The organism is Chryseobacterium sp. IT-36CA2 (assembly GCF_949767875.1).
Classification (GTDB): domain Bacteria; phylum Bacteroidota; class Bacteroidia; order Flavobacteriales; family Weeksellaceae; genus Chryseobacterium.
In genome coordinates this window covers 424344-448197 of the sequence record NZ_CATKPG010000011.1, presented here as the reverse complement: position 1 = coordinate 448197, position 23854 = coordinate 424344, and the positions used below count along the sequence as shown (strand labels likewise).

General features: G+C 35.4%; 18 protein-coding genes. 8 read left to right on the top strand and 10 right to left on the bottom strand.

The genetic code is table 11. The features are described from left to right. The first annotated feature begins 24 nt into the window (after positions 1-24). Complete coding sequence (locus ACM6F9_RS02845) at positions 25-2847, top strand: aminopeptidase (protein ID WP_414844317.1); 2823 nt, start codon at positions 25-27, stop codon at positions 2845-2847. Positions 2848-2951: 104 nt separating this feature from the next. Continuing rightward, complete coding sequence (locus ACM6F9_RS02840; RefSeq protein WP_414844316.1) at positions 2952-3923, top strand: Gfo/Idh/MocA family protein; 972 nt, start codon at positions 2952-2954, stop codon at positions 3921-3923. Between the two features lie 204 nt (positions 3924-4127). Here ACM6F9_RS02840 and ACM6F9_RS02835 read toward each other — a convergent pair whose 3' ends face one another. From ACM6F9_RS02835 to ACM6F9_RS02825, 3 genes are all read right to left on the bottom strand, one after another. Beyond that, on the bottom strand, positions 4128-4937 hold the full coding sequence (locus ACM6F9_RS02835; RefSeq protein WP_414844315.1) for a T9SS type A sorting domain-containing protein: 810 nt from the start codon (positions 4935-4937) through the stop codon (positions 4128-4130). A 160-nt stretch (positions 4938-5097) separates the two neighbouring features. Continuing rightward, positions 5098-5958 (bottom strand): lamin tail domain-containing protein, encoded by an 861-nt coding sequence (locus ACM6F9_RS02830; RefSeq protein ID WP_414844314.1) that lies wholly within the window; start codon positions 5956-5958, stop codon positions 5098-5100. 93 nt (positions 5959-6051) lie between these two features. Continuing rightward, positions 6052-6843 (bottom strand): T9SS type A sorting domain-containing protein, encoded by a 792-nt coding sequence (locus ACM6F9_RS02825; protein ID WP_414844313.1) that lies wholly within the window; start codon positions 6841-6843, stop codon positions 6052-6054. 152 nt (positions 6844-6995) lie between these two features. Between ACM6F9_RS02825 and ACM6F9_RS02820 the strand changes: the two genes are divergently transcribed. Beyond that, entirely contained in the window at positions 6996-10223 is a 3228-nt protein-coding gene (locus ACM6F9_RS02820; RefSeq protein ID WP_414844312.1) for a hypothetical protein, read from the top strand. A gap of 114 nt (positions 10224-10337) precedes the next feature. Further along, the gene (dusB, locus tag ACM6F9_RS02815) at positions 10338-11333 is read left to right on the top strand and encodes a tRNA dihydrouridine synthase DusB (protein ID WP_414844311.1); all 996 of its coding nucleotides are present in this window, start codon (positions 10338-10340) and stop codon (positions 11331-11333) included. Positions 11334-11384: 51 nt separating this feature from the next. Here dusB and deoC read toward each other — a convergent pair whose 3' ends face one another. The 5 genes from deoC to ACM6F9_RS02790 form a co-directional block, all read right to left on the bottom strand. Beyond that, positions 11385-12128, bottom strand: a complete 744-nt coding sequence (gene deoC, locus ACM6F9_RS02810) for a deoxyribose-phosphate aldolase (RefSeq protein ID WP_414844310.1) — start codon at positions 12126-12128, stop codon at positions 11385-11387. Positions 12129-12132: 4 nt separating this feature from the next. Further along, positions 12133-12603: an Lrp/AsnC ligand binding domain-containing protein gene (locus tag ACM6F9_RS02805; protein WP_047379047.1), complete on the bottom strand. Its 471-nt coding sequence runs from the start codon at positions 12601-12603 to the stop codon at positions 12133-12135. Positions 12604-12631: 28 nt separating this feature from the next. Further along, on the bottom strand, positions 12632-13567 hold the full coding sequence (locus ACM6F9_RS02800) for an endonuclease (protein ID WP_414844309.1): 936 nt from the start codon (positions 13565-13567) through the stop codon (positions 12632-12634). 362 nt (positions 13568-13929) lie between these two features. Further along, the gene (gene trmD / locus ACM6F9_RS02795) at positions 13930-14601 is read right to left on the bottom strand and encodes a tRNA (guanosine(37)-N1)-methyltransferase TrmD (RefSeq protein ID WP_105703937.1); all 672 of its coding nucleotides are present in this window, start codon (positions 14599-14601) and stop codon (positions 13930-13932) included. Further along, positions 14598-15860: an NAD(P)/FAD-dependent oxidoreductase gene (locus ACM6F9_RS02790; RefSeq protein ID WP_414844308.1), complete on the bottom strand. Its 1263-nt coding sequence runs from the start codon at positions 15858-15860 to the stop codon at positions 14598-14600. The genes trmD and ACM6F9_RS02790 overlap by 4 nt, the downstream gene beginning before the upstream one ends. A 66-nt stretch (positions 15861-15926) precedes the next feature. Here ACM6F9_RS02790 and ACM6F9_RS02785 point away from each other — a divergent pair, with 66 nt between their 5' ends. Next, complete coding sequence (locus ACM6F9_RS02785; protein WP_105703939.1) at positions 15927-16790, top strand: glycoside hydrolase family 25 protein; 864 nt, start codon at positions 15927-15929, stop codon at positions 16788-16790. 81 nt (positions 16791-16871) lie between these two features. Here ACM6F9_RS02785 and ACM6F9_RS02780 read toward each other — a convergent pair whose 3' ends face one another. Continuing rightward, positions 16872-17384, bottom strand: a complete 513-nt coding sequence (locus ACM6F9_RS02780; RefSeq protein WP_414844307.1) for a 5' nucleotidase, NT5C type — start codon at positions 17382-17384, stop codon at positions 16872-16874. 207 nt (positions 17385-17591) lie between these two features. Here ACM6F9_RS02780 and ACM6F9_RS02775 point away from each other — a divergent pair, with 207 nt between their 5' ends. Continuing rightward, positions 17592-19484 (top strand): ABC-F family ATP-binding cassette domain-containing protein, encoded by a 1893-nt coding sequence (locus tag ACM6F9_RS02775; RefSeq protein WP_414844306.1) that lies wholly within the window; start codon positions 17592-17594, stop codon positions 19482-19484. A gap of 172 nt (positions 19485-19656) precedes the next feature. On the opposite strand, the gene ACM6F9_RS02770 is transcribed toward ACM6F9_RS02775, so the two are convergent. Then, positions 19657-20712 (bottom strand): Gfo/Idh/MocA family oxidoreductase, encoded by a 1056-nt coding sequence (locus ACM6F9_RS02770; protein ID WP_414844305.1) that lies wholly within the window; start codon positions 20710-20712, stop codon positions 19657-19659. Between the two features lie 179 nt (positions 20713-20891). Here ACM6F9_RS02770 and ACM6F9_RS02765 point away from each other — a divergent pair, with 179 nt between their 5' ends. Together ACM6F9_RS02765 and ACM6F9_RS02760 are read left to right on the top strand one after the other, a co-directional pair. Continuing rightward, complete coding sequence (locus ACM6F9_RS02765; RefSeq protein ID WP_414844304.1) at positions 20892-23165, top strand: TonB-dependent siderophore receptor; 2274 nt, start codon at positions 20892-20894, stop codon at positions 23163-23165. A gap of 96 nt (positions 23166-23261) precedes the next feature. After that, the gene (locus ACM6F9_RS02760; protein ID WP_105703943.1) at positions 23262-23777 is read left to right on the top strand and encodes a hypothetical protein; all 516 of its coding nucleotides are present in this window, start codon (positions 23262-23264) and stop codon (positions 23775-23777) included. Positions 23778-23854: the final 77 nt, after the last annotated feature.

Sequence of the window (23854 nt, the reverse complement as noted above, 5' to 3'; positions counted from 1 at the left end):
ATATTTGGGCTTTATCACGAATATTTGAAAAAGTTCAGCATTTGCCTTATTTTGTTCTGGGGAGTCGCACAGGTCTCTGCACAGAAAGACAGTATTTATATTGAAGCCAAACTGTCTCCTGACAAGAAAAACCTTGAGATCAATCAGGAAATTGTTTATTACAATCATTCCGGAAAAGATCTTCAAACTGTAAAACTCCTGAATTGGGTTTCCGCATACAACAGACGCGGAACTTCTTTAGTCTACAGAAAACTGGAAGACCGGAATACGGATTTGCACTTTGCAAAAAGTGATCAATTGGGAAAACTTCTTGAACTAGATATTAAAAATTCTGAAAATGAAGCTATCCCTGTCAATACACTCTCAGATGAAAATCTTTTTATTCCTCTGAAAAACGTACTGAAACCTGGCGAAAGTGTTACATTACAGCTGCAATACAAAATGCAGCTTCCCGATAAAACTTTTACGGGATATGGAACATCAGTCCAGAATACGGTATTAAAATATTTCTTTATTGTTCCGGATCATTTTGATCCGGACAATATTTCCAAAAGAAACTACCACGATATTGAAGAACCGGTAAGTTTCAATACTTTCTGGACCATCAATTTTGATATTCCTGTCAATACTTTTGTTGAAGGGAATCTTCCGCAGATTCAGATGAATTCTTTTAAAGGAAATCTGGATTCGGATCCTGAGTTTTTAATTTCTCCCATTGGATATCCTTCCATAAAAACCAATATTGATGGAGATGAAACCGAAGTAAAATTTGGATATAACCTGAATCCCGAAGAAAAACAGAATCTGGAATTTTATCTTCCTTTACATTTAAAATTCCTTAAGGAGAGACTGGGTATTCTTCCTAAAAGTCTTTTTATTTCAGATAAATTCAGAGCTAAAGAAGACTTTTTTGGAAATAATGATATTACTTTCTGGAAATTCAGATTCCAGTTATTTACCAATACAGAAAAAACGGATCTCGATTATTTTGGAATGATTACCAAGAAAATTCTTGATGAAACCGTTATTGCAGATAAAGAGAAAGATCATTGGTTTAAAAATGGTTTAAAATCTTACCTGGAAATTCAGTATCTGAAAAAATTCTATGCCGATACAAAACTTTTAGGGACCCTTCCGGAAACTAAAATTTTCGGAGTAAAGCCTTTAAAATTATTCCATGCCTCCAAAGTAAAACTTCTGGATCGCTACGGACTTTCCTATCAATATATCATGCTGCAAAATCTTGATCAGAAAATTACTGAACATTTCCCTGTTTTAAGTAATTTCAATGATATGGCTGTCAGCAGTTTTGAAACCGGGAGTCTGTTCAATTATTCAGCGGATAAAATGGGGTATGACAAATTCAATGGTATTGTAAAAAATTATATTTCTCAGAATTCGGGAAAAAGAATACACCCTGAAGATTTTCTGACTTCACTTTCCGAAAAAAATAAATCAACAGCTTATCTTTCAAACTTTTTCAAACAGAAAAACAGAGTTGATTTCAAATTAAAAAACATTCGAAAAGAAAACGATTCTCTACAAATAAACATTGTAAAAAATACTGACATTTCCATTCCCGTAAAATTGGAAACAGAAACAAAAACAGGAGAAAAGAAGGCTTACTGGATAGATACTGAAGAAAATGAACGTATGACCAGTCTGACGCTTCCGGCTTCAGATAATATTTACAAAGTAACTTTAAACAGTGGCTACATCTTTCCGGAATCCAATTACAGAGATAATTTTCTATATGCAAAAGGAATTTTTTCCAATGCAAAAAAGATTAAACTTAAATTAATAAAAGATATTCCCAATCCGGAATACAACGAAATTTATATCAGCCCGAGAGTACGTTTCAACAATACATATGATAAATTCCTCTTGGGAGTCAATTTAAAAAACCAGTCTTTCTTTGATCAGAAATTCTTGTATTCAGTAACACCAACCTATAGTACCGGAACAGGAAAACTGACTGGTTCCGGAGCGGTTTCTTACTCTTTTCTGCCTGCTGAAAGTATTATCCGAAGCTTAACCTTTGGACTATCCGGTTCTTATTTTCATTATGATTATAATCTGGCTTACAGAAAGACTTCCATATCTTCCTCTATCAATTTCAGAAAGAACCCAAGAAGTACAGTAAGCAGAGGAATCGGAGTTTCTTATAACTATTTCGAGAGAGATCTTAGTCCTTTAATGATTGCTAATGACGATTATAAGAAGTATAATCTCTGGAGTATCGGATATGGTTATAGCGACAGCCAGATGATTCATGAAAAAAGTTTTAGTCTGAGCACCCAGGGAATGGAAGATTTCAATAAAATAACTGCTGAAGGTTTCTACAGATGGGAATTTGCCCCTAAACAAAAGCTTAGCTTACGTTTATTTGCCGGATATTTTCTAAGAAATAATACCAGAAATAATCTTTTCGATTATGGTATTTCAAGGGTTTCCAATTATTCATTCTCTTATACTCTTTTGGGAGAGAGTGCCAGCAGTGGTCTTCTTTCGCAACAATTTATATTAGCTGATGGTGGATTTAAATCATTCCTACCGGGAACTGTGAACCAATGGATCACTTCTGCAAACGTAGATTCAAGTATCTGGAAAATATTCCATGTTTATGCTGATGCCGGGGTTTATAAAAACAAAGATCTTCCTGCCAAATTCATCTGGGACACTGGAGTTAAAGTAAGAATTATCCCGGATTTCCTGGAAGTTTATTTCCCGATACAGTCTTCTTTAGGATTCGAACCTTCATTCAAGGATTATGGTAAACGTATAAGATATACATTGATTCTTAATCTTGGATCAATTATTAATGCAGCGAGAAGAGGCTGGTATTAAGATTCTGGAAGTAGTTAATCCTTTTTTTCACAAAAGCTTGTAGCCAATCAAGTCAGTTTTCGTCAATATTTTTTTTAACTTCACACTTTCAAATTAAAAGGACAATGAAAGAAGTCAGATGGGGTATTATTGGCTGTGGTGACGTAACGGAAATAAAAAGTGGACCAGCGTTTAATAAGGTAGCCAATTCTAAATTGGTAGCCGTAATGAGGCGCGATGGTGCAAAAGCAGCAGATTATGCAAAAAGACACAATGTTCCGAAATGGTATGATGATGCTTCTCAACTAATCAACGATCCAGAGGTGAATGCAATTTACATTGCTACACCACCACTGCAGCACGAAGCTTATACTATCGAGGCTCTCAATGCAGGGAAACCTGTATATGTAGAAAAACCCATGACTTTGCATGCTACCGCTGCTCAAAGGATGACTGATGCAGCAAACAAACTTAAACTTAAACTTTGTATAGCCCATTACCGTCGTGAACAACCTGTATTCCTGAAAGTTAAAGAACTATTGAAGCAAAATACCATTGGTAATATCCGTTTTGTAAGGTTAAAGATGTTACAATCTCCAAACCCTGCACTCATTGCCAAAACAGTCGAAAATTGGCGGATTAACCCGATCATTTCTGGTGGGGGACTATTTCATGATCTGGCACCTCATCAACTAGATCTTATGACCTACTACTTCGGCCCAGTTGAAAGCGCCTCAGGCATCGCCATCAAGCAACAAGAAAATACCGATGTTGATGATTTAGTTACTGGTAATATTCTTTTCAAGAACGGAATTGTATTCAGCGGTACCTGGTGCTTCTCAGTTGCCCCGCAAGATCAAGTTGATAGCTGTGTGATATATGGTTCTAAAGGACATATTAGTTTCCCAGTATTTGGTAATAAAATTACAGTTACTACCGATCAATCAGAAGAATATGTATTTGAACCCCTACAGCATGTACAACAGCCGATGATCGAAAAAGTAGTCAATTACTTTTTAGACAGAGGGCAAAATCCATGTAGTGGTGAAGATGCACTTATAACAATGAAGTTAATGGATGCTTTTACAAGAAAATAAATTATTCATGTTGGCATTATTTGCTAAAAAATCACTGCTGTAGCTAAAGGATTAAACACCATGCCAACTAGTCTATGACTTAAAAATTTAAAACCCCGATTTTCAGCTAAAATGCTAAAATTCGGGGTTTAATTCATTTAAACATAGAATTAATTCATTAATATACAATAGATTGAATATTTCACGAATATACCTTATTAAAAACTAATCTTTTATAATTTTCTGAGATATCGGAATATTATTAATAGTTCCTGTTACAATGTAAGTTCCTTTTGGCAGTTCAGCAATATCAAGACTTGAGGCTAATTTTGTGGGTGATTTTTTAACAACCTGTCTGAATGTATCATAAACTTTTACATCTTTCACCTCTGTTCCGAATACGACTTTACTGTCTTTTATAAAAGGATTTTGAACAAAACCTGATTTCACGCTGCCTTCGAGTGAAAAGTCTGCCATATTATCATTATTACTCACTAATGTTCTTTTAATGGCTGTGGTGGTAGTGGGAGAAGGAGCTGGCCCATCGCCTTTAAATTGGTCTGCATTTGATCCATATCCTACAAAGTCCAGCACATTGGATGCAGAAGGCCCGGTAACCTGCACTATATTTCCAGCTAAGGCTATTTTCCCTGAAACACTGGAAATCTTCAATCCGGAAGATTTGTTGGGTGTGCCATCAAAATTAGTTATCGTAGTGGCAATAAAATTGGGTGTCGGTAAAGATTCAGTACCATCTTCAATGACTGACTCCTGAATTAAGTAGGTTTCTTCAGGTCCTAAAGTCAAATCCGGCAGCATATGATATTCAGTAAAAGCACCAATGGCAGGCCCATATTGTATACTGGCTCCCGTCAAAGAAACCAGATTGGTTCCGATATTTTTAAGCACAATATAATTATTTTTCAATACAGCACCAGAATTGGCATTACCGCCATAAATTTCATTGATCACAATCTGGGCATTCGAAAAGGCTGTTAATAATAAAAGCCCTGCAAGAGTAAAGATTTTTTTCATCGTCTTAATTTTAGAAATGGATTTGAAATAAAAATATCAAAAACAATACCACCAAATTAAGAAATAAATAGGATAGAAAGATTTAAAAAAACAGCAAATAGTCATATAAAAAAACAGCCGCTTCAATGAAGCGGCTGTTTTTATTTTTATTGTGAATAGATTAGTCTTTAAGAACTTTTTGAGAAACCGGCTGGTTGTTTACTGTACCTGTTACGATATAATTTCCTTTTGCCAATTCAGCAACGCTTACAGTTCCATTTTGTTTTACAGAAGTTTCTTTTACAAGCTGTCCGAACATATTGAAAACTTTTACGTCTTTTACATCAGATCCGAAAACAATCTCGTTGTTTTTAACGAAAGAGTTCTTTACAAAATTTAAAGATTGTATGTTTTTAGTATCTGAAACTGATAGAGATGCACAAACGTTAGTCGCAGAAGTAGAGTTCATTGGAGTTGCTGCTGCTAAAGCGAAATCAGCACTATTGTTATTTGTATCCGTACATCCTCCATTCGCTCTGAAAATAGCATTAGCTGTTGTTCCAGCTGGTGCATTAGCGCCACCTTCGTTAGCATTTGCTGTTCCCATACCAACAAAATCAATAGCACCGGTAGGAGCCGCTCCATTAATCGTTGTTGAGTTATCCATTAAAGCTACTTTTCCATTTGCTCCCATGTTAACACCTCCCATTCCTCCATCAAAATCAACAGCAACTGGTAATGCAGCACCTACAGCAGCCGTCCCGGCAAAACCTACAAGATAATAAGAATATGGGGCAACACTTGCTCCTCCAGGGATAGTTACTTTTCCAGACCAAGCTGCAGTAGAAGTAGCAGAACCATATTGTAAAGACCATCCGGAAATATCTACTGCCGTTCCAGTTTTATTAAATAGAACTACATAATCTCTGTTATAAGTTGCACCTGTATTTCCTCCAGCAACATATACTTGTGCAATGGTTACTTGTGCGTTCATTAATACTGATGCAAAAGCAATTCCTAAAATAGTAAAGATCTTTTTCATAAATAATTTTTTTTAATACATCGTAAAACTACAAAAAAAACGCTACTCAATCTGAACAGCGTTATATATTTAACAATAAGTTAATTATAGACGTTATTTTTTAATCACTTTCTCTGAAACTACTTCACCATTTACAGTTCCGGTTACTATATAAGTACCTTCTTTAAGGTCTGAAACATTCAAAGATTGGTTTTCAGAAACAGTTGTTGTTTTCACAATCTGACCAGCAGTGTTGAAGATTTTCACATCAGATTTTGCTCCGAAAGTAATTTCGCTGTTTACAACTGTATTTTTAACAAAAACGTTTTTAGATGTGTTTAAATTAGAAGTTCCTAATGTTGCAGAAGTTCCTACAATTTTAACATCATCAATTCTATAGTTTCCAGTATTACTTGTAACAGATGACCATCTAAGACTTAAAGTTGTTGCATTCTCTACCTGTACCGGCAATTGGATAGCTACTCCACCGTTTACAAGAGCCCAAGCGTTGCCATTTTTGGCATAAGTATAAGTTACATCATTCCATGTAGAACCGTTTGTGCTCCATTGAAAATTAACATTCTGAGCGAAAGCAGTAGTTCCTCTTGCACCCCAGATAATATTAATATTACTATATCCAACTGTTGATAGAGAGTAAGTTAGGGTATGAGTAACAGCATTAGTTCCTGTTCCAGCAAATAAAGCATTCGCACCTCCGGAAGCTCCGGCATACGTACCTGATACAGAAGCAGTACTTCCATTCCAGCCATTGGCAGTACTTGTACTTATCCAGCCTGCAGGTAATGTATTATTAGTAGTTCCGAAATTTTCTGACAAAAGAGTAGTTTGTCCAAAGGCAGTAGCAGCCAACATAGCAACCGCTACAAACGAATAAAGTTTTTTCATGATTTAAAATTTTTTTGTTATTAATAATTTCGAGGGCTAAATTACGTTGATTTTTTACGTCTTCACAATATTTGCATTAAATTTCTGTTAATAATTCTAAACCTCTTAGTATTAACATTTTTTAGCTATTTTTACGAATTATTTTTGAGGACTTGCGGAATTTTACTCTTGTATTCATTTTTTTCTTCTTAGGCATATTTTCAGGAAATGCTCAGGTATTCTCGTGGAAAAATCCCAACATTCCTGAAGACAGTATAAAAAGAGATAGTATTCTCGCAGCAAGACTTGAACAGGATATTTTTGCAAAAGATACACTGGACTTTATCAGAACGCACAACAAGATCATTATTGATGAAGCTGTACTGGCAAAAAATGATAAAAAGAGATTTTTAGGTGAACTTAATTCAAAGGGATCAATTATCCGTGGGATTACTTTTGGAAATAACCAGGGGCAATCCGTACAAAGTTCTATGGATCTCCAGATCTCGGGGAGATTATCCAAAGATGTCACCATTTTAGCCAGTATTTCAGACCACAATCTTCCTATTCAGGCGGATGGTTATACCCAGACTTTGGAGGAGTTTGATAAAATCTATATGCAGCTTAACATCAAGGAAAAGTCTATCCTCAGAGCCGGGCATCTTGATCTGGTAGAAGCTAAAAATTATTTTGCCAAATACCAGAGAAGGAGTATGGGACTTCAGTTCCAGACAGAATTCGGGAAGGAGAACAAAACATTAGTGGATATTTCTGCCGGTGTTGCACGAAGTGAATTCCACAGAATCCGTTTTCAGGGGGTTGAAGGTAATCAGGGACCCTATCGTCTGACTGGTAAGAATGGTGAACAGTTTATTACGTTGATCTCCGGTTCCGAACAGGTTTTCATTGATGGTATTTTGATGAAACGAGGAGAAAATCAGGATTATATAATCAATTACAATACGGGTGAGGTTACTTTTACCAGTTTCCGTCCTATTTTCCAGCAGAATTTCATTACGATTTCTTATAACTATGCCAACAGAAATTATTCAAGATATTTATTTACCGGAAAAGTTGAACATCAGAGAGAAAAATTCAAAGTAGGTCTTAACTGGTTCATGGAAAATGACAACAAGAATGCTCCTCTTTCTCTAAGTCTTTCTAAGGAGGATGAACAAATTCTTGCAGAAGCCGGAAATGATCCTAATCTAATGTATGCACCATCAGGAGTAGTAACACAGTATGATGTCAATAAAATTTTATACAAATTAAATACCGCCGGAAACTTCTATGAATTTTCTACAGATTCCAGCTTAACGCTGTATCAGGTTTCTTTTACTTATTTTGGGGCAAATCTGGGAGATTATAAAATAGCTCAAACTACTAACAACGGACGTGTTTTCCAATATGTAGGACCAAATGCTGGAGATTACAGAGCGGTAAGAAAACTTCCTTCCCCACAAAAATCTCAAGTATACTCTCTAAACTCAGAATATCTATTAAATGAGGGAAAAATAGGAGCAGATATTTCCCTGAGTAATTATGATGTCAATTTATTTTCATCCAAAGATTCTAATCAGAATATGGGGTATGCATGGCGTATTTTCGGAAATAAAAGCTTTACAAAGAACACATGGAAAGGAACACCTAGTTTCGAATATCAATATATTGACAGACAGTTCCATATCCTTGATCGTATCAATGATGTGGAATTCTCCAGAGATTTCAACCTTGCACAGGAATTTAATAAGAAGACTCAAAACAGATTTATTTTCAGCTTCCTGAATAAATGGAACAACAAATCTACTTTGAACTACCGTGTCAATTATCTGAACGAACAAAATTCTTACAAAGGGCTTAAAAACGATCTGGATTTTGGTTGGATCACTGGGAAATTCTTTACGAAAGGGAATTTTTCCTTCCTGAATACCAATGCTACTCTTCAGGATACTAAATTCATCCGTGGAGGAGCTTCAACTGAATTTACCGGTAAAAAAGGAAGCTGGGCAATTGGTGGAAGCATGGAGCACAATGAGAAAAAGTACAATGACACTCAGCTTATGGATGTCACAAGTTTCAGCTGGAAAGAAATCTTTTTACAAAAGAAAATCGGTGACAGTACAAGGACAAAGTTATTGGCCAAGGTATACATGAGGGATAATGACTCCGTGCGTGATAACAGACTTCAGAATATGAATAATATTTTGGGATTCATGGCAGAAAGTCAGATCATCAAAACGGAAAGAACTACTTTAAATGCTTTAATTCATTATAGAAAATTCTTCTACTCCGGAGCTGAAGGTGATGTTACCCGAAATAATGACTTTATAGTTGGAAATATCTTATACAATCAGCAGCTTTTCAGAAACGGTATGCGTCTTCAGGCTTTCTATGAACTTGGAAACGGACAGGAAGCACAGAGAGAGTTCCAATACATTAAAGTAACGGACGGACAGGGTGTGTACAAATGGACGGATTACAACGGAGATGGTGTTCAGCAGCTGGACGAATTTGAAATTGCTGAATATTCCGATCTTGCACAATATATTCGTGTGTATACGAATTCTGTAAGATATATCCCTTCCAATAAAAATAAATTACAGTTGGCTTTATTTGTCAATCCGGCCATTGTTTTCAACTCGGAGAACGGATTTTTAAAACGTTGGAATTTCAACATTTCATTGAATTCTCAAAACTCATTCTATAAAAAAGATAAAGTACTTGTTTTGAATCCTTTTGAAAAGAACAGCGATCAGATCCTTAAAAATCAAAATATCCTTGCTTCCGTACAGTTCAATCCGACTGACAAATCAGGCTGGAACGGAAACTACAGATTCATCACCAATGATAACCTTATCAATGCCAATTTCAGTAATGAAGAACGTGAGCAGACCTCTCATTTCCTGAATGTAGGATATTGGTTCAATAAAGAATTCAGGGTTGACTGGGAAAATTCTGTTCATGATATCAAAAACTCTTCACAATTGTTTGGAACAAGAGATTACCGTCTTAATAACTTTGAAACGAAACCTAAAGCCACTTATAAGTTTACAGATGCTATCCAGGCTGAACTGTCTTCGGCTTTCCGTCAGAAACAAAGACTGGATGGTGAGGAGCTTCTTAAAGCGTTTGATGTTACAGGAACCATTCAATGGGAGCGTAGAAAAACGTCTATTCGTGGAAATTTCTCATTCATCAGCAACAATTTTACAGGAAACAATTTCAGTATTGTAGGAAACCAGATGCTGGATGGTCTGAAGCCTGGGAAAAACCAGGTATGGAGTGTATTCATCCAACAGGCTATTAACTCGTTTATTCAGCTTAACCTTAACTATGAAGGAAGAAACTCGGGTGACAGAACCATTCATATCGGTAGTATGCAGGTGAAAGCCAGTTTCTAAGATCAACGGTTATTATTTACATAAAAAATCCCTTAAATAAATCAACAGAAGTAAATACCAGACCTATTTAAATTTATAAAATATTGTTTTTTCAAAATTTCGTAAATTTGCACCATGATAAAAATAGGCAACATAGAACTGCCGGAATTTCCACTTTTGTTGGCTCCGATGGAAGATGTTAGTGATCCTCCGTTCAGACGTTTGTGTAAAATGCATGGTGCAGATTTAATGTATTCGGAATTTATTTCTTCCGAAGGGTTGATTCGTGACGCTATCAAAAGCCGTAAAAAGCTTGATATTTTCGATTATGAAAGACCGGTTGGTATACAGATTTTCGGTGGAGACGAAGAAGCAATGGCTATGTCCGCAAGAATTGTTGAAACAGTAAATCCGGATCTGGTAGATATCAATTTTGGATGTCCTGTAAAAAAAGTTGTCTGCAAAGGAGCCGGAGCAGGTGTTTTGAAAGATATTGACCTCATGGTTCGTCTTACAAAAGCCGTTGTAAGCTCTACTCACCTGCCTGTAACTGTTAAAACCCGCTTAGGATGGGACAGCCATACCATCAATATTGATGAAGTAGCAGAACGCCTGCAGGAAACAGGAATCAAAGCACTTACCATCCATGCCAGAACCCGAGCTCAGATGTACAAGGGTGAAGCAGACTGGGAACATATTTCCAGAATCAAACAAAATCCTAATATTGAGATTCCAATTTTCGGAAATGGTGATATAGATTCTGCTGAAAAGGCATTAGAATACAAACAAAAATATGCCTGTGACGGGATTATGATAGGACGTGCTGCTATTGGCTATCCATGGATATTTAATGAAATCAAGCATTTCTTTAAAACAGGAGAAAATTTACCTGAACCTACCATATCAGACCGATTATTGGCAGTTCGCCAGCATGCAGAATGGAGTGTAGAATGGAAAGGAGAAAGGTTAGGATTGGTAGAATTGAGACAGCATTACAGCAATTATTTCAGAGGAATCCCGCACTTTAAAGAATTCAGAAAAAAATTCCTGGAAGTTTTCACACTGGAAGAGATGAACAGCTTAATCCAGGAAACACAACAATTCTACGAAGAGTATCAGGCACAGATATAAAAATAAAAACCATCAGTTTTTCTGATGGTTTTTTATTATTTAAAATTTTGATTAATATCCTTCAGATGAAGATTTGTTTTCAATCAGAGCTAATGCTGAAGAGGTTCCGATTCTCTTTACTCCCATACTGATCATTTTCTCAGCATCTTCAGGAGTTTTTACACCACCTGCTGCTTTTACAGGAAGCTTCCCTGCGTTATTGAGCATGATGGTAATCCCTTCAAAAGTTGCCCCATTAGGCTTTCCATCAGTAGTTTCGTAAAACCCTGTTGAAGATTTAACAAAAATTTTCGACAGGTCATTTTCGGAGAAATTCTCTTCTGCCCAAGTAGAAATATTTTTAGTAAGATCTGCAATTTGTTCATTGGTCAAAGCAGCAATTTCAATAATCCATTTTGCTACTTTGTGATGTTCAAGAGATAATCTCGTACATTTTACAAATTCTTCTTTTACCAATGCTATATTTCCTTGTAAATAAGCTGTATAATTAATAACAAAATCCAACTCATCTGCACCGTCTTCTATTGCTTTTGATGCTTCTGCAAGCTTCTCTTCAATAGAATATGTACCTTCATGAAAGCCTATTACAGTTCCTACTGCAACATTTGAATTTTTTTCCTGAATATATTTCTTGACCTCAGATACGTAATCGGGACGAATCATCACTGCAAAAATACCTTTATCTATTGCTTCCTGAGCTAGTTCTTTATCTTTTTGAAGTGTTTTTTCATGGGAAATACCTGATTGTTCTGGTGTCTTCAGGTAGGTTGAATCCAAATATTGGGCTATGTTCATATCGTTATACTTTCAATTGTCTGTAAATACCTTGTTCCAAAGATATAAAGGTTTCTGTTCTTGTTACTCCTTTCAGCTTCTGAAGCTTATTCAGAATCTGCATTAAATGATCATTATCTTTACAAAGAACTTTCAGGAATATCGTATAATTCCCTGTAGTATAGTGGGCTTCCACTACTTCGTTAATATCATGTAAAGATTTTACTACTTCTGGATAATGACTTGGCTGATCCAGAAATACACCGATGTAGGAAATCACCTTATATCCAATTTTTTTAGGATTAAGAAATGATATTGAATTTTCAATAACTCCTGCATGCTCGAGTTTTTTGATTCTTTGATGCACTGCAGTGGTGGAAATACCAACATTTTTGGAAATGTGGGCTAAAGAAGTTTTAGCATTATCCATCAACATGTAGATGATTTCTTTGTCAATAGAATCTAAATGGTAGCTTGTGTTGCTCGAATTTTTCATTTTCTACTTTTTTTATTATTTATGTTTTTTACTGTAAATTTTTAAATTTTACAAAAACCGGAAAGTGATCACTATATCCTCCTAGATACCGGGTACCAGCATATGTTCGGAAAGGCCGTCCTTCAAAATTTCTGGTTCTGCTGCGGATTTTTTCAGAATTAAATACATGCGCATCCTGAAAAGCCAGCTTCTTATTATCAAGCAAAGATCTTGACATAATGATCTGATCATACAACAATCCAGATTTATAATGAAAAGTAGAATAATTTCTTGTAGAAAACAATTTCTGAAAAGGGTTCATTAAAACCTTCTCATGGTCATTGTCATAGAGAATCTGTACTAAATTTTCATCATCCGGGTTTTCGTTAAAATCACCACACAATATGACATGCTCTTTATCAGCATTTACAATTTTCATAATCCGTTCCCGGACTTCATTCAATATAAAGGCTCTTTTAGGTTTATTAATATCTTTTTCTCGCTTAGAGGGAAGATGGGCGATAAAGACATTAATAATTTCCCCTTTATATTTTATTTTTGAAAAAAGTATGTCTCTTGTTGTGTCGTAATTTCCTGTGTTTTTATTTTCTATTTCAAAAAAGAAAGTAATGGTTTCAGAATCTATTACCTCTACTTTATTTTTATCATATAACATTGCTACATCCACTTTTCTCTCGTCCATAGAATTGTAATGTACAATTCCATATTGCGAATTAAAAGGTTCCATCTCCACGAGATCTTCTAAAACTTTCCTTCCGGAAACTTCAGACAATCCAATCATAAATGGCAATACGCCATTGTCTTCTTTCATTAACTGAAATACGTGTGAGATTTTAAAAAGCTTGTTTTTATATCTCTTTTCATCCCAATTCCTCAATCCTGACCGGGTAGGATCTAATTTGTGGACAGGTTTCGGATCGGGTAAAAATAAATTTTCAACATTATAAAAAGAGAACAGTTCCATCTACCTAATTTCTATACTTTTAATTTATTATGTTCTTTTCTTTAAGGTCTTAAATTTATATTTTTTTTTCATACATGTTAGATTCACTCCAATAGAAGCGAATCAATTTCCAACAAAAAACAGTTCAAATATAGTAAAAAATACTAATGAAATCAGTTGTATCGAATTAATTTTTCAATTATTAGAGAGTTTTATCATATTAATCTAAATCGAGACAATAAGCAAAATCGAAAATAATCGAGATAAAACATCAATTTAAAATCAAAAACATTAATATCTTTCACATATGTTTGACCTACAACAAATATTATTCCATTTATCTTAATAATAAATGGAATCAAATAAAGTTCTATATTTTTTGTTTACAATAAATCGGGACGCTTCTCCTTGGTGATTCTTACGGCTTCATCATGACGCCATTCTTCAATCTTACCGGAATTACCACTCAATAAAATTTTAGGAACATCTAATCCTTTATAACTTTCCGGTCTGGTATAAATTGGTGGTGAAAGAAGATCATCCTGAAAACTGTCTGTCAAAGCACTCTGCTCATCATTCAAAACGCCGGGAAGAAGTCTTATCACTGAATCTGCAAGAACGCAGGCAGCCAGCTCACCTCCTGTAAGAACGTAATCTCCAATCGAAATTTCTTTTGTGATATGAAGATCTCTTACTCTTTGATCTATTCCTTTATAGTGTCCACAAAGGAAAATCAAATTTTTCTTTATGGAAAGTGTATTAGCTATTTTCTGATTTAAGGTAACGCCATCCGGTGTCAGATAGATGACTTCATCATAATTTCTTTGGGACTTAAGCTCTGAGATGCATTTATCCAGTGGTTCTATCATCATTACCATTCCTGCTCCGCCTCCATATGGTTCATCATCAATCTGTCTGTGCTTATTGATAGCCCAATCTCTTAACTGATGAAAATGTACTTCTGCCAGTCCTTTATCCATTGCTCTTTTTAAAATAGAAGCCTGGAACGGACTCTCCATCAATTCCGGAAGTACGCTTATTATGTCAATTCTCATTGTAATGTTCCGTTTTTCTTAGTAGGTATAATAATTAATCTTAAAGAAGAATCTTTGTTGATATAGCTCCACATCCAGTTGAAGAATATGGCCAGCTTATTTCTAACGCTCAAAATTAGCATTAAATGGAGAAACATCCAGAAATACCATGCCAAAAATCCCTGAAATTTTATAAATGGTAGATCAACCACGGCTCTGTGTTTCCCAATAGTTGCCAATGAACCTTTATCATCATACTCATATTCAGTCCACTCGCTCTGGCTTTTCTTTAATAAATTTCTACCTAAATTTTTTGCCTGATTAATAGCTACGTTGGCTACCTGAGGATGTCCTTGTGGATATTTTGGTGTTTCCATGTAGGCAATATCCCCGATGGCATAAATATTATCGTAACCTTGTATTTTATTATATCGATCTACAATATATCTGTTTCGTACTAATTTGTCTTCCGGAAAACCTCCCACAACATTTCCTGTAACTCCAGCTGCCCAGATGACATTATTGGATGGGATTTCTTTTCCGCTTTTCAAATGAACTTTATCTCCGTCATAATCCGTAACTACTTCTCCGCTCATAAAAGTCACCCCAAGATCTTTAAGGTATTTTTCAGATTTCTCCTGAGCTTCACTGCTCATCACCGCTAGTGGTTTCTCCGTAGAGCTTACTAAAATAATCTTCAGATGATCAAAATTCATGTAAGGATAATCTCTTGGAAGGATATCTTTTTTCATTTCGGCAAAAGCACCCGCCAGTTCTACTCCGGTAGGTCCGCTTCCCACGATAACGATATTCCAGTTTCCGTCATCACTTCGGCTTTTTTCAATGATCAACTTTTCAAAGGTCATCAGGACATGATTTCTGATGCTGATGGCTTCCTGAGTATTTTTCATCCCGAAAGCTTTTCCTTCCAGATCTTTATTTCCGAAAAAATTAGTTTTACAGCCCGTAGCAATAATGAGTTTATCATAAGTAAATTCTGCTTCGTCAGTAATGACTTTATTGTTGGCAGGGTCTATTTCTTTGACCTCTGTCATACGAAACTGTGTATTTCTGGACTGTTGAAAAATCTTTCTGAAAGGGAAAGAAATGTTGGAAGGTTCTATCCTCCCTGAGGCTACCTGATAAAAAAGCGGCTGAAACATATGGTGATTCATCCGATCCAGAACAATAACTTTTTTGTTCTTGTTATTCAATGTTTTTGCAAGCTGCAGCCCCGCAAATCCTCCTCCTATAATGATGATTTTTTCGCGTGTTTCCATAATACACAAATTTACTGATTTTATTTTAGCATTTCATAGTGAAAAAAGTTAGTTTTGCAAAACTTTATGACACCTAAAAAGTACACCAAAAAAACTGCCAAACAAGTCCACAAAACAAGACGGAAGAACTATTTTTTCCGAAGATGGGTAATATTGGCAATATTAATCATAGCACTGGTAGGAACAGGTCTTTATTTGAAGCAGTCTGTAAGCTATTATTATGCATTGTACTTTAATAAATTCAGACACAAAAAACTTCACAACACCGAAAAGGAATCTTTAAGAATTCAGAGAATACTGAGCAGTAATCTTGATAAAACTTATGGTTTTGATGTTTCTCATTATCAGAACAGAGAAGATATCAAATGGGACAGCCTAAGCATTGGCAATAAAACCATTCCACTGGAGTTTGTAGTGATGCGTGCTACTATGGGAAACCGAAGTGCCGACAAGCATTTTGATGAATTTTGGGAGAGTGCTAAAAAACATGATCTTATCCGGGGTGCCTACCATTTCTACAGAGCTGATGAAGATCCTGTGATCCAGGCAAATAATTTTCTGGAGAATGTAAAACTTGAAAGCGGCGACCTTCCTCCTATTCTTGATATTGAAAAAATACCAAAGCGTAAAACCAATAAAAAATTAATTGAAGACCTAAAAGTATGGTGTAAAATTGTAGAGGAAGCTTATGGTGAGAAACCTATCATTTATACTTATTATCATTATTATAAAGATTTTCTGAAAGGTGAGTTTGAAGGTTATCCTTTATGGCTGGCTAATTACAATGATGTCCCCACTCCTTCTCCCGATGACCAGTGGGATTTCTGGCAGTTTACGGAAAACGGAATTGTTCATGGCATCAATGCCAAAGTAGACCTAGATATTTACAATGGTAATTCCTGGTCGTTGAAAAGACTTACACTGGATTAGAGGAGAGAAAGGGCGATGGGAGCAGGAAGATGGAAGTTGATGAAATTACATTAATAACCTCCAGCTTCCTCCTACCAGCTTTTAAAGAATATTCATCACTTCTTCCCAGGAATGAACTCTTTCGTACGTTTCATTTTCGATAAATTCATTATGAGGCTGAGTGAATATAAGTCTCTGACCTTCAAAATGGTCTAAGTTTTTAGGATAATCATCTATCATCACATCTCCTGCCACTACTTTTTTACTTCCGCAAAGAACAATCTGTTCCCAGGTGATAAAAGGAAAATGTTCTGCCAGCCAATCGTATTTTTCTCTTAAACTGTTCGGAAATTCCATTCCGGCAGATACAATATACAGGTCATATTTATTATTCAGATATTCCATAGCCTCACGGCTTCCATTCATGAGAGGTAAAGTTCTGAAAAATCCAACCTCATTCACATGTTTTTTTCCGTTGGGAAAAGATTCTATTTCAGATTTACCTGCCAAATCACTGATTTCGATTTCTCTTCCTGTATCTCTTTTTTCAAATTGTACCAGCTGATGATATACATCTGCCATTACCCCATCCATGTCGACAATAACTTTTTTCATTACTTCAATCAGATTTTTTGTATTAATATTTATACTATGTAAATTTTAGCATTTCAAATTTACTGATTAGTTTTTGCAGGCAATGGACACAGTCTATTAAAAAATCATAAATCTTCATTTTTATAAAAGCTGTTACAGAAAATTTTAGGCTACATTTTCGTACTTTTGCGGTTCTATTCAAAATTAAAATCAAACCATTACTTTCCAATGAATTACGTTTCTGCAGAAAATCTTACCAAATCTTACGGCATCAAAGTTTTGTTTGAAAACATTTCTTTTCACATCAATGAAGGAGATAAAATTGCTATTGTTGCCAAAAACGGAAGTGGAAAATCTACTCTTCTGAAAATATTAATGGGTAAAGAAATTGCAGACAGCGGAACTGCGATCATCAATAAAGATATCCAGGTGGTATTATTTGACCAGGAAATTGACTATGATCCTAACCTCAACATTGAGGAGTTTATGATGACTTTGGATTCCAAGCCTATTCTTGCTCTTAAGAATTACCATAAATCACTACATTCTACTGATCATGATTTTATTGAAAAAGCATTGGCTGATATGGAAGTTCATAAAGCCTGGGATCTGGAAAATGAAATGAAACAAATTCTTTCCCAGCTTAAAATTACTGATCTGGAAGCTAAAATGGGAACCCTTTCCGGAGGACAGATCAAACGTGTAGCACTGGCTAAACTTTTAACGGAAACAAGAGCTGAGCACAGACACACCCTTCTTATCATGGATGAACCTACCAACCACCTGGATGTAGATATGGTAGAATGGCTTGAAAATTATCTGAACAAAGCAAAAATCACTTTATTGCTTGTAACCCACGACCGATATTTTCTTGACAGTGTTTGCGATATTATCTGGGAAATGGAAGATAGAAATCTGTATGTACACAATGGTTCATATGCCACTTATCTTGAAAACAAAATGATCCGTGAGGATAATCTTAATGCTACGATTGATAAGGCCAACAACCTTTACAGAAAGGAACTGGAATGGATGCGAAGACAGCCAAAAGCCAGAACTACAAAATCAAAAAGCAGAATCGATTCTTTCTACGAAACGGAAAAAGTAGCAAAAACCGATACCAGAAAAGAAGGACTTGAACTGGATTTTGAGATGAAACGTCTGGGAAATAAGATTCTTGAACTTAAAAACATTGATAAAAGCTTTGGACCAAAAGTCCTTTTAAAAGATTTCAGCTACAAGTTTCAACGTGGTGAAAAGGTAGGAATCATTGGAAAAAACGGGGCAGGAAAATCTACCCTGCTTAATATTATTCAAGGTTTTGAAAAGGCTGACAAGGGTGAAATTGAAACGGGAGAAACGATATCTTTCGGTTATTTCGCTCAGAAAGGTCTTACTTATAAGGAGGATGAACGTGTAATTGATTTCATTAAAGAGATTGCAGAATTTTATCCTTTAGCCAATGGCAGAAGTCTGTCTGCATCGCAGTTCTTAAGATTATTCTTATTTGATGATCAGACACAGTACTCTCCTATTTCCAAACTTTCGGGGGGTGAAAAAAGAAGACTCCACCTGATGTATATTTTATATCAGAATCCCAATTTCCTGATTTTTGATGAGCCTACGAATGATCTTGATCTTCCTACATTAACGGTTCTTGAAAATTTCCTTCAGCAATTCCAGGGATCTTTAATTATTGTTTCCCACGACAGGTATTTTATGGACAGAATTGTAGATCATGTTCTGGCTTTTGAAGGAGAAGGGAAAATCAGAGATTTTGTAGGAAATTTCTCAGAGTACAGAGAAGCAAAAAGCCGTGAAGAAGCATTAGAAAAAAATGCAGCAGTAAAACCTGAACCGGTTAAAGAAACAGCTCCTGTAGTAGAAAGCAACTCATCTTCAAGTCCTAAACGAAAATTAACGTTTAAAGAGCAGAGAGAATTGGAAACCATAGAAAAAGAAATGCCTGAACTGGAAGATCAGCGTTCCAAAATTCTGGAGCAGCTCAATAATGAATCTGATTATGAAAAAATAGCCAAGCTTTCTGCAAATCTGGAATCTGTTTCAGAAAAACTGGAGAACCACGAAATGAGGTGGCTGGAGCTTCAGGAAATCCTTTAATAGTTATGAATTATAAATGATGAATTATGAATGAATTCAATAAGTTGGAGAGTTTTAGGGTTTGAGTGTAAATGAGTTGAAGATTTCTAATCACAACTACAATCAACCTTAAACATTAAACTTTGAATTCATTCATAATTCATAACTCATCATTTATAATTAAATAACCTTTTTATAATTGAATAATTCTTTCCTCTTTTGCGCTTTCCAGAGAAGCATCAATGATTTTCATATTCTGGATTACTTCTTTTCCTGAAGATGGCAAAGCATATCCGAAAACAATGTGTTCATAGATCTGTTGGTAATAATCCATATAATTCCCGGCTTCACTTGAAGTCAGAATTCTTTCTGTTTCGGAATGATCATTCAGGAAATTTAAAATTCCGTCAGATTCTTTCAGCGGCTGTGTCCATTCTTTACCATATTCAGGAATAGTGCCTGCTACCAGTTCATTTTCCTGATTATCTGTTCTTTCCTGTAAGAAGCTTCCTCTGTCACCATGAATAGTATATGCATAATGACCTTCTTTACTGAAAACCGAAGTCTTCAATCTTACTCTCAGATCATTTTTATAGAATAACAAAATCTCAAAATAATCATTTGCAAATTCTTTCCCTTTCATTGAAAAGACATCAGCAAACAATTTTTCAGGATATCCAAAATATTGTACAGCCTGATCTACAAGATGAGCTCCCAAATCATGAAGTGATCCTGAACCAACCTGATCCGGGCTTTCTTTATGTTGTTTTCCACTGGGAGTCGTTCGAAATCTGTCGAAACGGATTTCAGCTTCTTTGATGTTTCCTATTTTTTTATCATTTAAAATCTTTTGAACCTGTAAAAAATCACGGTCAAATCTTCGGTTTTGATACACACTCAGAAACAGTCCTTTTTCTTCTGCCAACTGCACCAGTTCCTCTGCTTCGGAAACATTTACGGTGAAAGGTTTTTCCACCACAATATTTTTTCCTGCTTCCAACGCTTTTTTCGCATACTCATAGTGCGTCTGAACCGGAGTATTGATAATTACCAGCTCTACATCTGCCTGCTGAAGCATTTCTTCTACAGAACGGTAAATGGTTGCTTCCGGATACTTTTCTTTCGACTCTTCTTTACTTCTTTCCACTATGGCAGAAATGAAAAATCCCGGATGCTCCTTTAAAAAGGGAGCATGGAATACTTTTCCGCTCATTCCAAAGGCACAAAGCCCTGCTTTTACCAATTGCATATTAAAATTTTTAACAAATATATTCATAAAAACACTTCATTCCCAGTTCCAAAAGAGGTATAGAAATAATCCATGCCATTATTGATAGAATATGATTTAAATCATAAAATTATTTTTATCTATTCTAAACAAATACTTACATTTGCGCCTTATTTAAAACTGTTCTACATAAAAATAAAATGAAAAGACAACTACTTTCTTTAGGGCTGCTATTTATCGCTGTTTCTGTGAGTTCTCAGATGAAAAATGCTGAAGCAGATACTATCAGAACCCAGACTATTGAAGATATTAATCTTCATAAAACAGGAAATCCTAACCAGGCAAGACCATTATCGACAAAGTCAAACCTGACGGTAATGGAAAACCCACAGCCTATTGCGATTGTTACTCATGAAATTATTGAGCAACAGCAGGCAAAACAACTTAGCGATGTTCTTCAGAATGTAAACGGGATGTACGTTACCTCTTCAAGAGGAAATTCTCAGGACAGCTTTGGTGGACGTGGTTTCATTTTAGGAAATGACAATATTTTCAAGAATGGTTCTAGAATAAACAGTGGAGTTTTCCCTGAGGTAAGTGGTCTTGAAAGAGTAGAAGTTTTAAAAGGTGCAAACGCAATGCTTTACGGAAATACTGCTGCCGGCGGTATTATCAACATGATTACGAAAAAGCCTAAATTCAATTTTGGCGGAAGTATAGGATTAAATGGCGGAAGCTGGAATTCTTACAAACCAACAGTAGATATTTACGGACCTTTATCTAAGAATGTTGCTTTTAGAATAAACGGAACTTATGAGTATGCTGAAAGTTTCAGAGATGTTGTACAATCTGAAAAATATTACTTCAACCCTTCATTCTTATTTAATTTAAGTGATAAATCTCAATTAATTGTTGAGGCAGATTATCTTAAAAATAATTTCACTCCAGATTTTGGTCTTGGATCTATTACTGAAAAAGACCAAAGCTATAGATTGAATGATAATATTTCCAGAAACATTTTCTTCGGAACTGACTGGCAATATCAAAATGTACAGCAAGCTTCTACAAACGTAACGTTTAATCATCAATTTAACGAAAGATGGTCTTTAAATGCTACTGCTTCTTACCAAAACTATACTAAAGATTATTTCTCTTCTGAAAGAGTACAATGGGGTTACAGCTCACCAACTGCGACCAGACTATCATGGAACAGACCTTTTGGTAAAACATACAACGAGCAAAACTATACTTCTGCACAAGTAAACATCAATGGTGAGTTCAATACAGGAAAAATCAACCATAAAGTTTTGATTGGTTCTGATGCAGATTACAGCCAGGCAGATGCTTATACATATACTTTAGCTGCAACTTCTAATATTTTATATTTAGATGATCCTTCAACATGGGGAAGTATCGACATGCCAAATTCTACTCTTAATACAAGAAATAGAATTAACACAAGAAGAATCGGAATATATGCACAGGATTTTATCAGCATAACAAAACAACTTAAAGTTATTGCAGGTTTAAGATGGTCTTATGTAGAGAATATGCCTACATTGACCACCCGTTTTACATTAAATGATAAATTTGAAGTAGCGAATTCCTCAACCGCTGATAATGCATTTTCACCAAAAGTAGGTTTGGTTTATGCACCTAATGAAAACCTTTCAGTATTTGCAACGTATACGAATTCATTTGCTTCAAATGCAGGATATACTTCAGATCAATTCGGTACAGTAAATACCAACCAATCTGCGTCACAAGTTCAAAATCAGTTAAATAATTTATCAAAACAAAGCATAAAGCCATCAACCGTTGATCAATACGAAATTGGGGTTAAAAAGAATTTCTGGAACAATGCTTTAGCTGTTAATTTAACGGCTTACCAGATTATGTACAACAATTATTATCAGACCTATTGGTTTGCTTCTACTCCAAACGGAGCTCCGGTAAATTCAACAGATGCGAATCTTAAAGAATTTGCAGGAAATATGAGAAGCCGTGGTGTGGAGCTTGATATTACAGGAAATCCTACAGAAAACTTATCCATCATCGGAGGTTTCTCTTACAACAATTCTGTTTACACTGACACTCCTGAAAAAGGATATGTTGAAAACCAAAGACTGGTAAGAACACCTGCTACAACAGCAAATGCTTCCGTTTTCTATAAATTTACAAACTATGTAAAAGGGTTGAAAATTGGAGCTGGAGTTTACTACATTGGCGACAGAATCGCTGGATGGAATGATACAAAATCTACCAATACAAGTAGAAACAACGTGAGCAGAATGTTTGATCTAAAAGATTACACCACTGTTTCCGTATCAGTTGGCTACGAATGGAACAAATTCTCTATCCAGGGAAGAGTGGGGAACCTATTTGATGTCGTAAACTACAATGTCCACGAGAATTATTCAGTGAATCCTATCACACCTAGAAACTACTATTTCACACTGACATACAGACTATAGAATTCTTTATATAATAATTCTTTCATTAAAAGTGGAAATTGCATTTTTTGCAGTTTCCACTTTTGAAATTTTAAAACAAAAACAAAACAATAAGATATGGATAAGATTAAAGACACAAGAAGTTTCATGAGAATTACACACCGTTATCTGGGATATTTCCTTGCAGGTATTATGGCTGTATATTCGTTAAGTGGAATTCTTCTGGTGTACAGAGACACCGATTTTCTAAAGAACGAAAAGAAATACGAAAAAAATATCGCTGCTAATCTTACAGAGAAAGAGCTTAAGAAAGAGCTTAAAATGAAAGGTCTTGAAGTGGAAAAAACGGAAGGAAGCGTGCTTTACTTTAAACAGGGAACTTATGACAGCGCCACCGGAAAAGCAAAGTACACCAAAAAGGAATTGCCTTTCGTACTGGACAAAATGGTATCTCTTCACAAATCGCAGTCTAAAGATGCCATATCGCCTCTAAGCGTATTCTTTGGAGTTTCTCTTTTCTTTTTTGTGATCTCCAGTTTCTGGATGTTTAATCCTAAAACAAAAGCGTTCAAACGTGGTATTAAGTTTACTATTGCAGGACTTATTATTTCTTTGATTCTTCTATTTATTTAATTAATACTAAAGCAGAATAAGAGAAAAAAACATCATTTTAGAGTATTAATGATCTGACAGCTGTTTTTATTATATCC

What these genes read in the sequence shown, in the direction of transcription:
- ACM6F9_RS02840 (WP_414844316.1), top strand. Translation starts at nt 2,952, where the DNA reads ATGAAAGAAGTCAGATGGGGTATTATTGGCTGTGGTGACGTAACGGAA.
- ACM6F9_RS02835 (WP_414844315.1), bottom strand. Translation starts at nt 4,937, where the DNA reads ATGAAAAAAATCTTTACTCTTGCAGGGCTTTTATTATTAACAGCCTTT.
- ACM6F9_RS02830 (WP_414844314.1), bottom strand. Translation starts at nt 5,958, where the DNA reads ATGAAAAAGATCTTTACTATTTTAGGAATTGCTTTTGCATCAGTATTA.
- ACM6F9_RS02825 (WP_414844313.1), bottom strand. Translation starts at nt 6,843, where the DNA reads ATGAAAAAACTTTATTCGTTTGTAGCGGTTGCTATGTTGGCTGCTACT.
- dusB (WP_414844311.1), top strand. Translation starts at nt 10,338, where the DNA reads ATGATAAAAATAGGCAACATAGAACTGCCGGAATTTCCACTTTTGTTG.
- deoC (WP_414844310.1), bottom strand. Translation starts at nt 12,128, where the DNA reads ATGAACATAGCCCAATATTTGGATTCAACCTACCTGAAGACACCAGAA.
- ACM6F9_RS02805 (WP_047379047.1), bottom strand. Translation starts at nt 12,603, where the DNA reads ATGAAAAATTCGAGCAACACAAGCTACCATTTAGATTCTATTGACAAA.
- ACM6F9_RS02800 (WP_414844309.1), bottom strand. Translation starts at nt 13,567, where the DNA reads ATGGAACTGTTCTCTTTTTATAATGTTGAAAATTTATTTTTACCCGAT.
- trmD (WP_105703937.1), bottom strand. Translation starts at nt 14,601, where the DNA reads ATGAGAATTGACATAATAAGCGTACTTCCGGAATTGATGGAGAGTCCG.
- ACM6F9_RS02790 (WP_414844308.1), bottom strand. Translation starts at nt 15,860, where the DNA reads ATGGAAACACGCGAAAAAATCATCATTATAGGAGGAGGATTTGCGGGG.
- ACM6F9_RS02785 (WP_105703939.1), top strand. Translation starts at nt 15,927, where the DNA reads ATGACACCTAAAAAGTACACCAAAAAAACTGCCAAACAAGTCCACAAA.
- ACM6F9_RS02780 (WP_414844307.1), bottom strand. Translation starts at nt 17,384, where the DNA reads ATGAAAAAAGTTATTGTCGACATGGATGGGGTAATGGCAGATGTATAT.
- ACM6F9_RS02775 (WP_414844306.1), top strand. Translation starts at nt 17,592, where the DNA reads ATGAATTACGTTTCTGCAGAAAATCTTACCAAATCTTACGGCATCAAA.
- ACM6F9_RS02770 (WP_414844305.1), bottom strand. Translation starts at nt 20,712, where the DNA reads ATGCAATTGGTAAAAGCAGGGCTTTGTGCCTTTGGAATGAGCGGAAAA.
- ACM6F9_RS02765 (WP_414844304.1), top strand. Translation starts at nt 20,892, where the DNA reads ATGAAAAGACAACTACTTTCTTTAGGGCTGCTATTTATCGCTGTTTCT.
- ACM6F9_RS02760 (WP_105703943.1), top strand. Translation starts at nt 23,262, where the DNA reads ATGGATAAGATTAAAGACACAAGAAGTTTCATGAGAATTACACACCGT.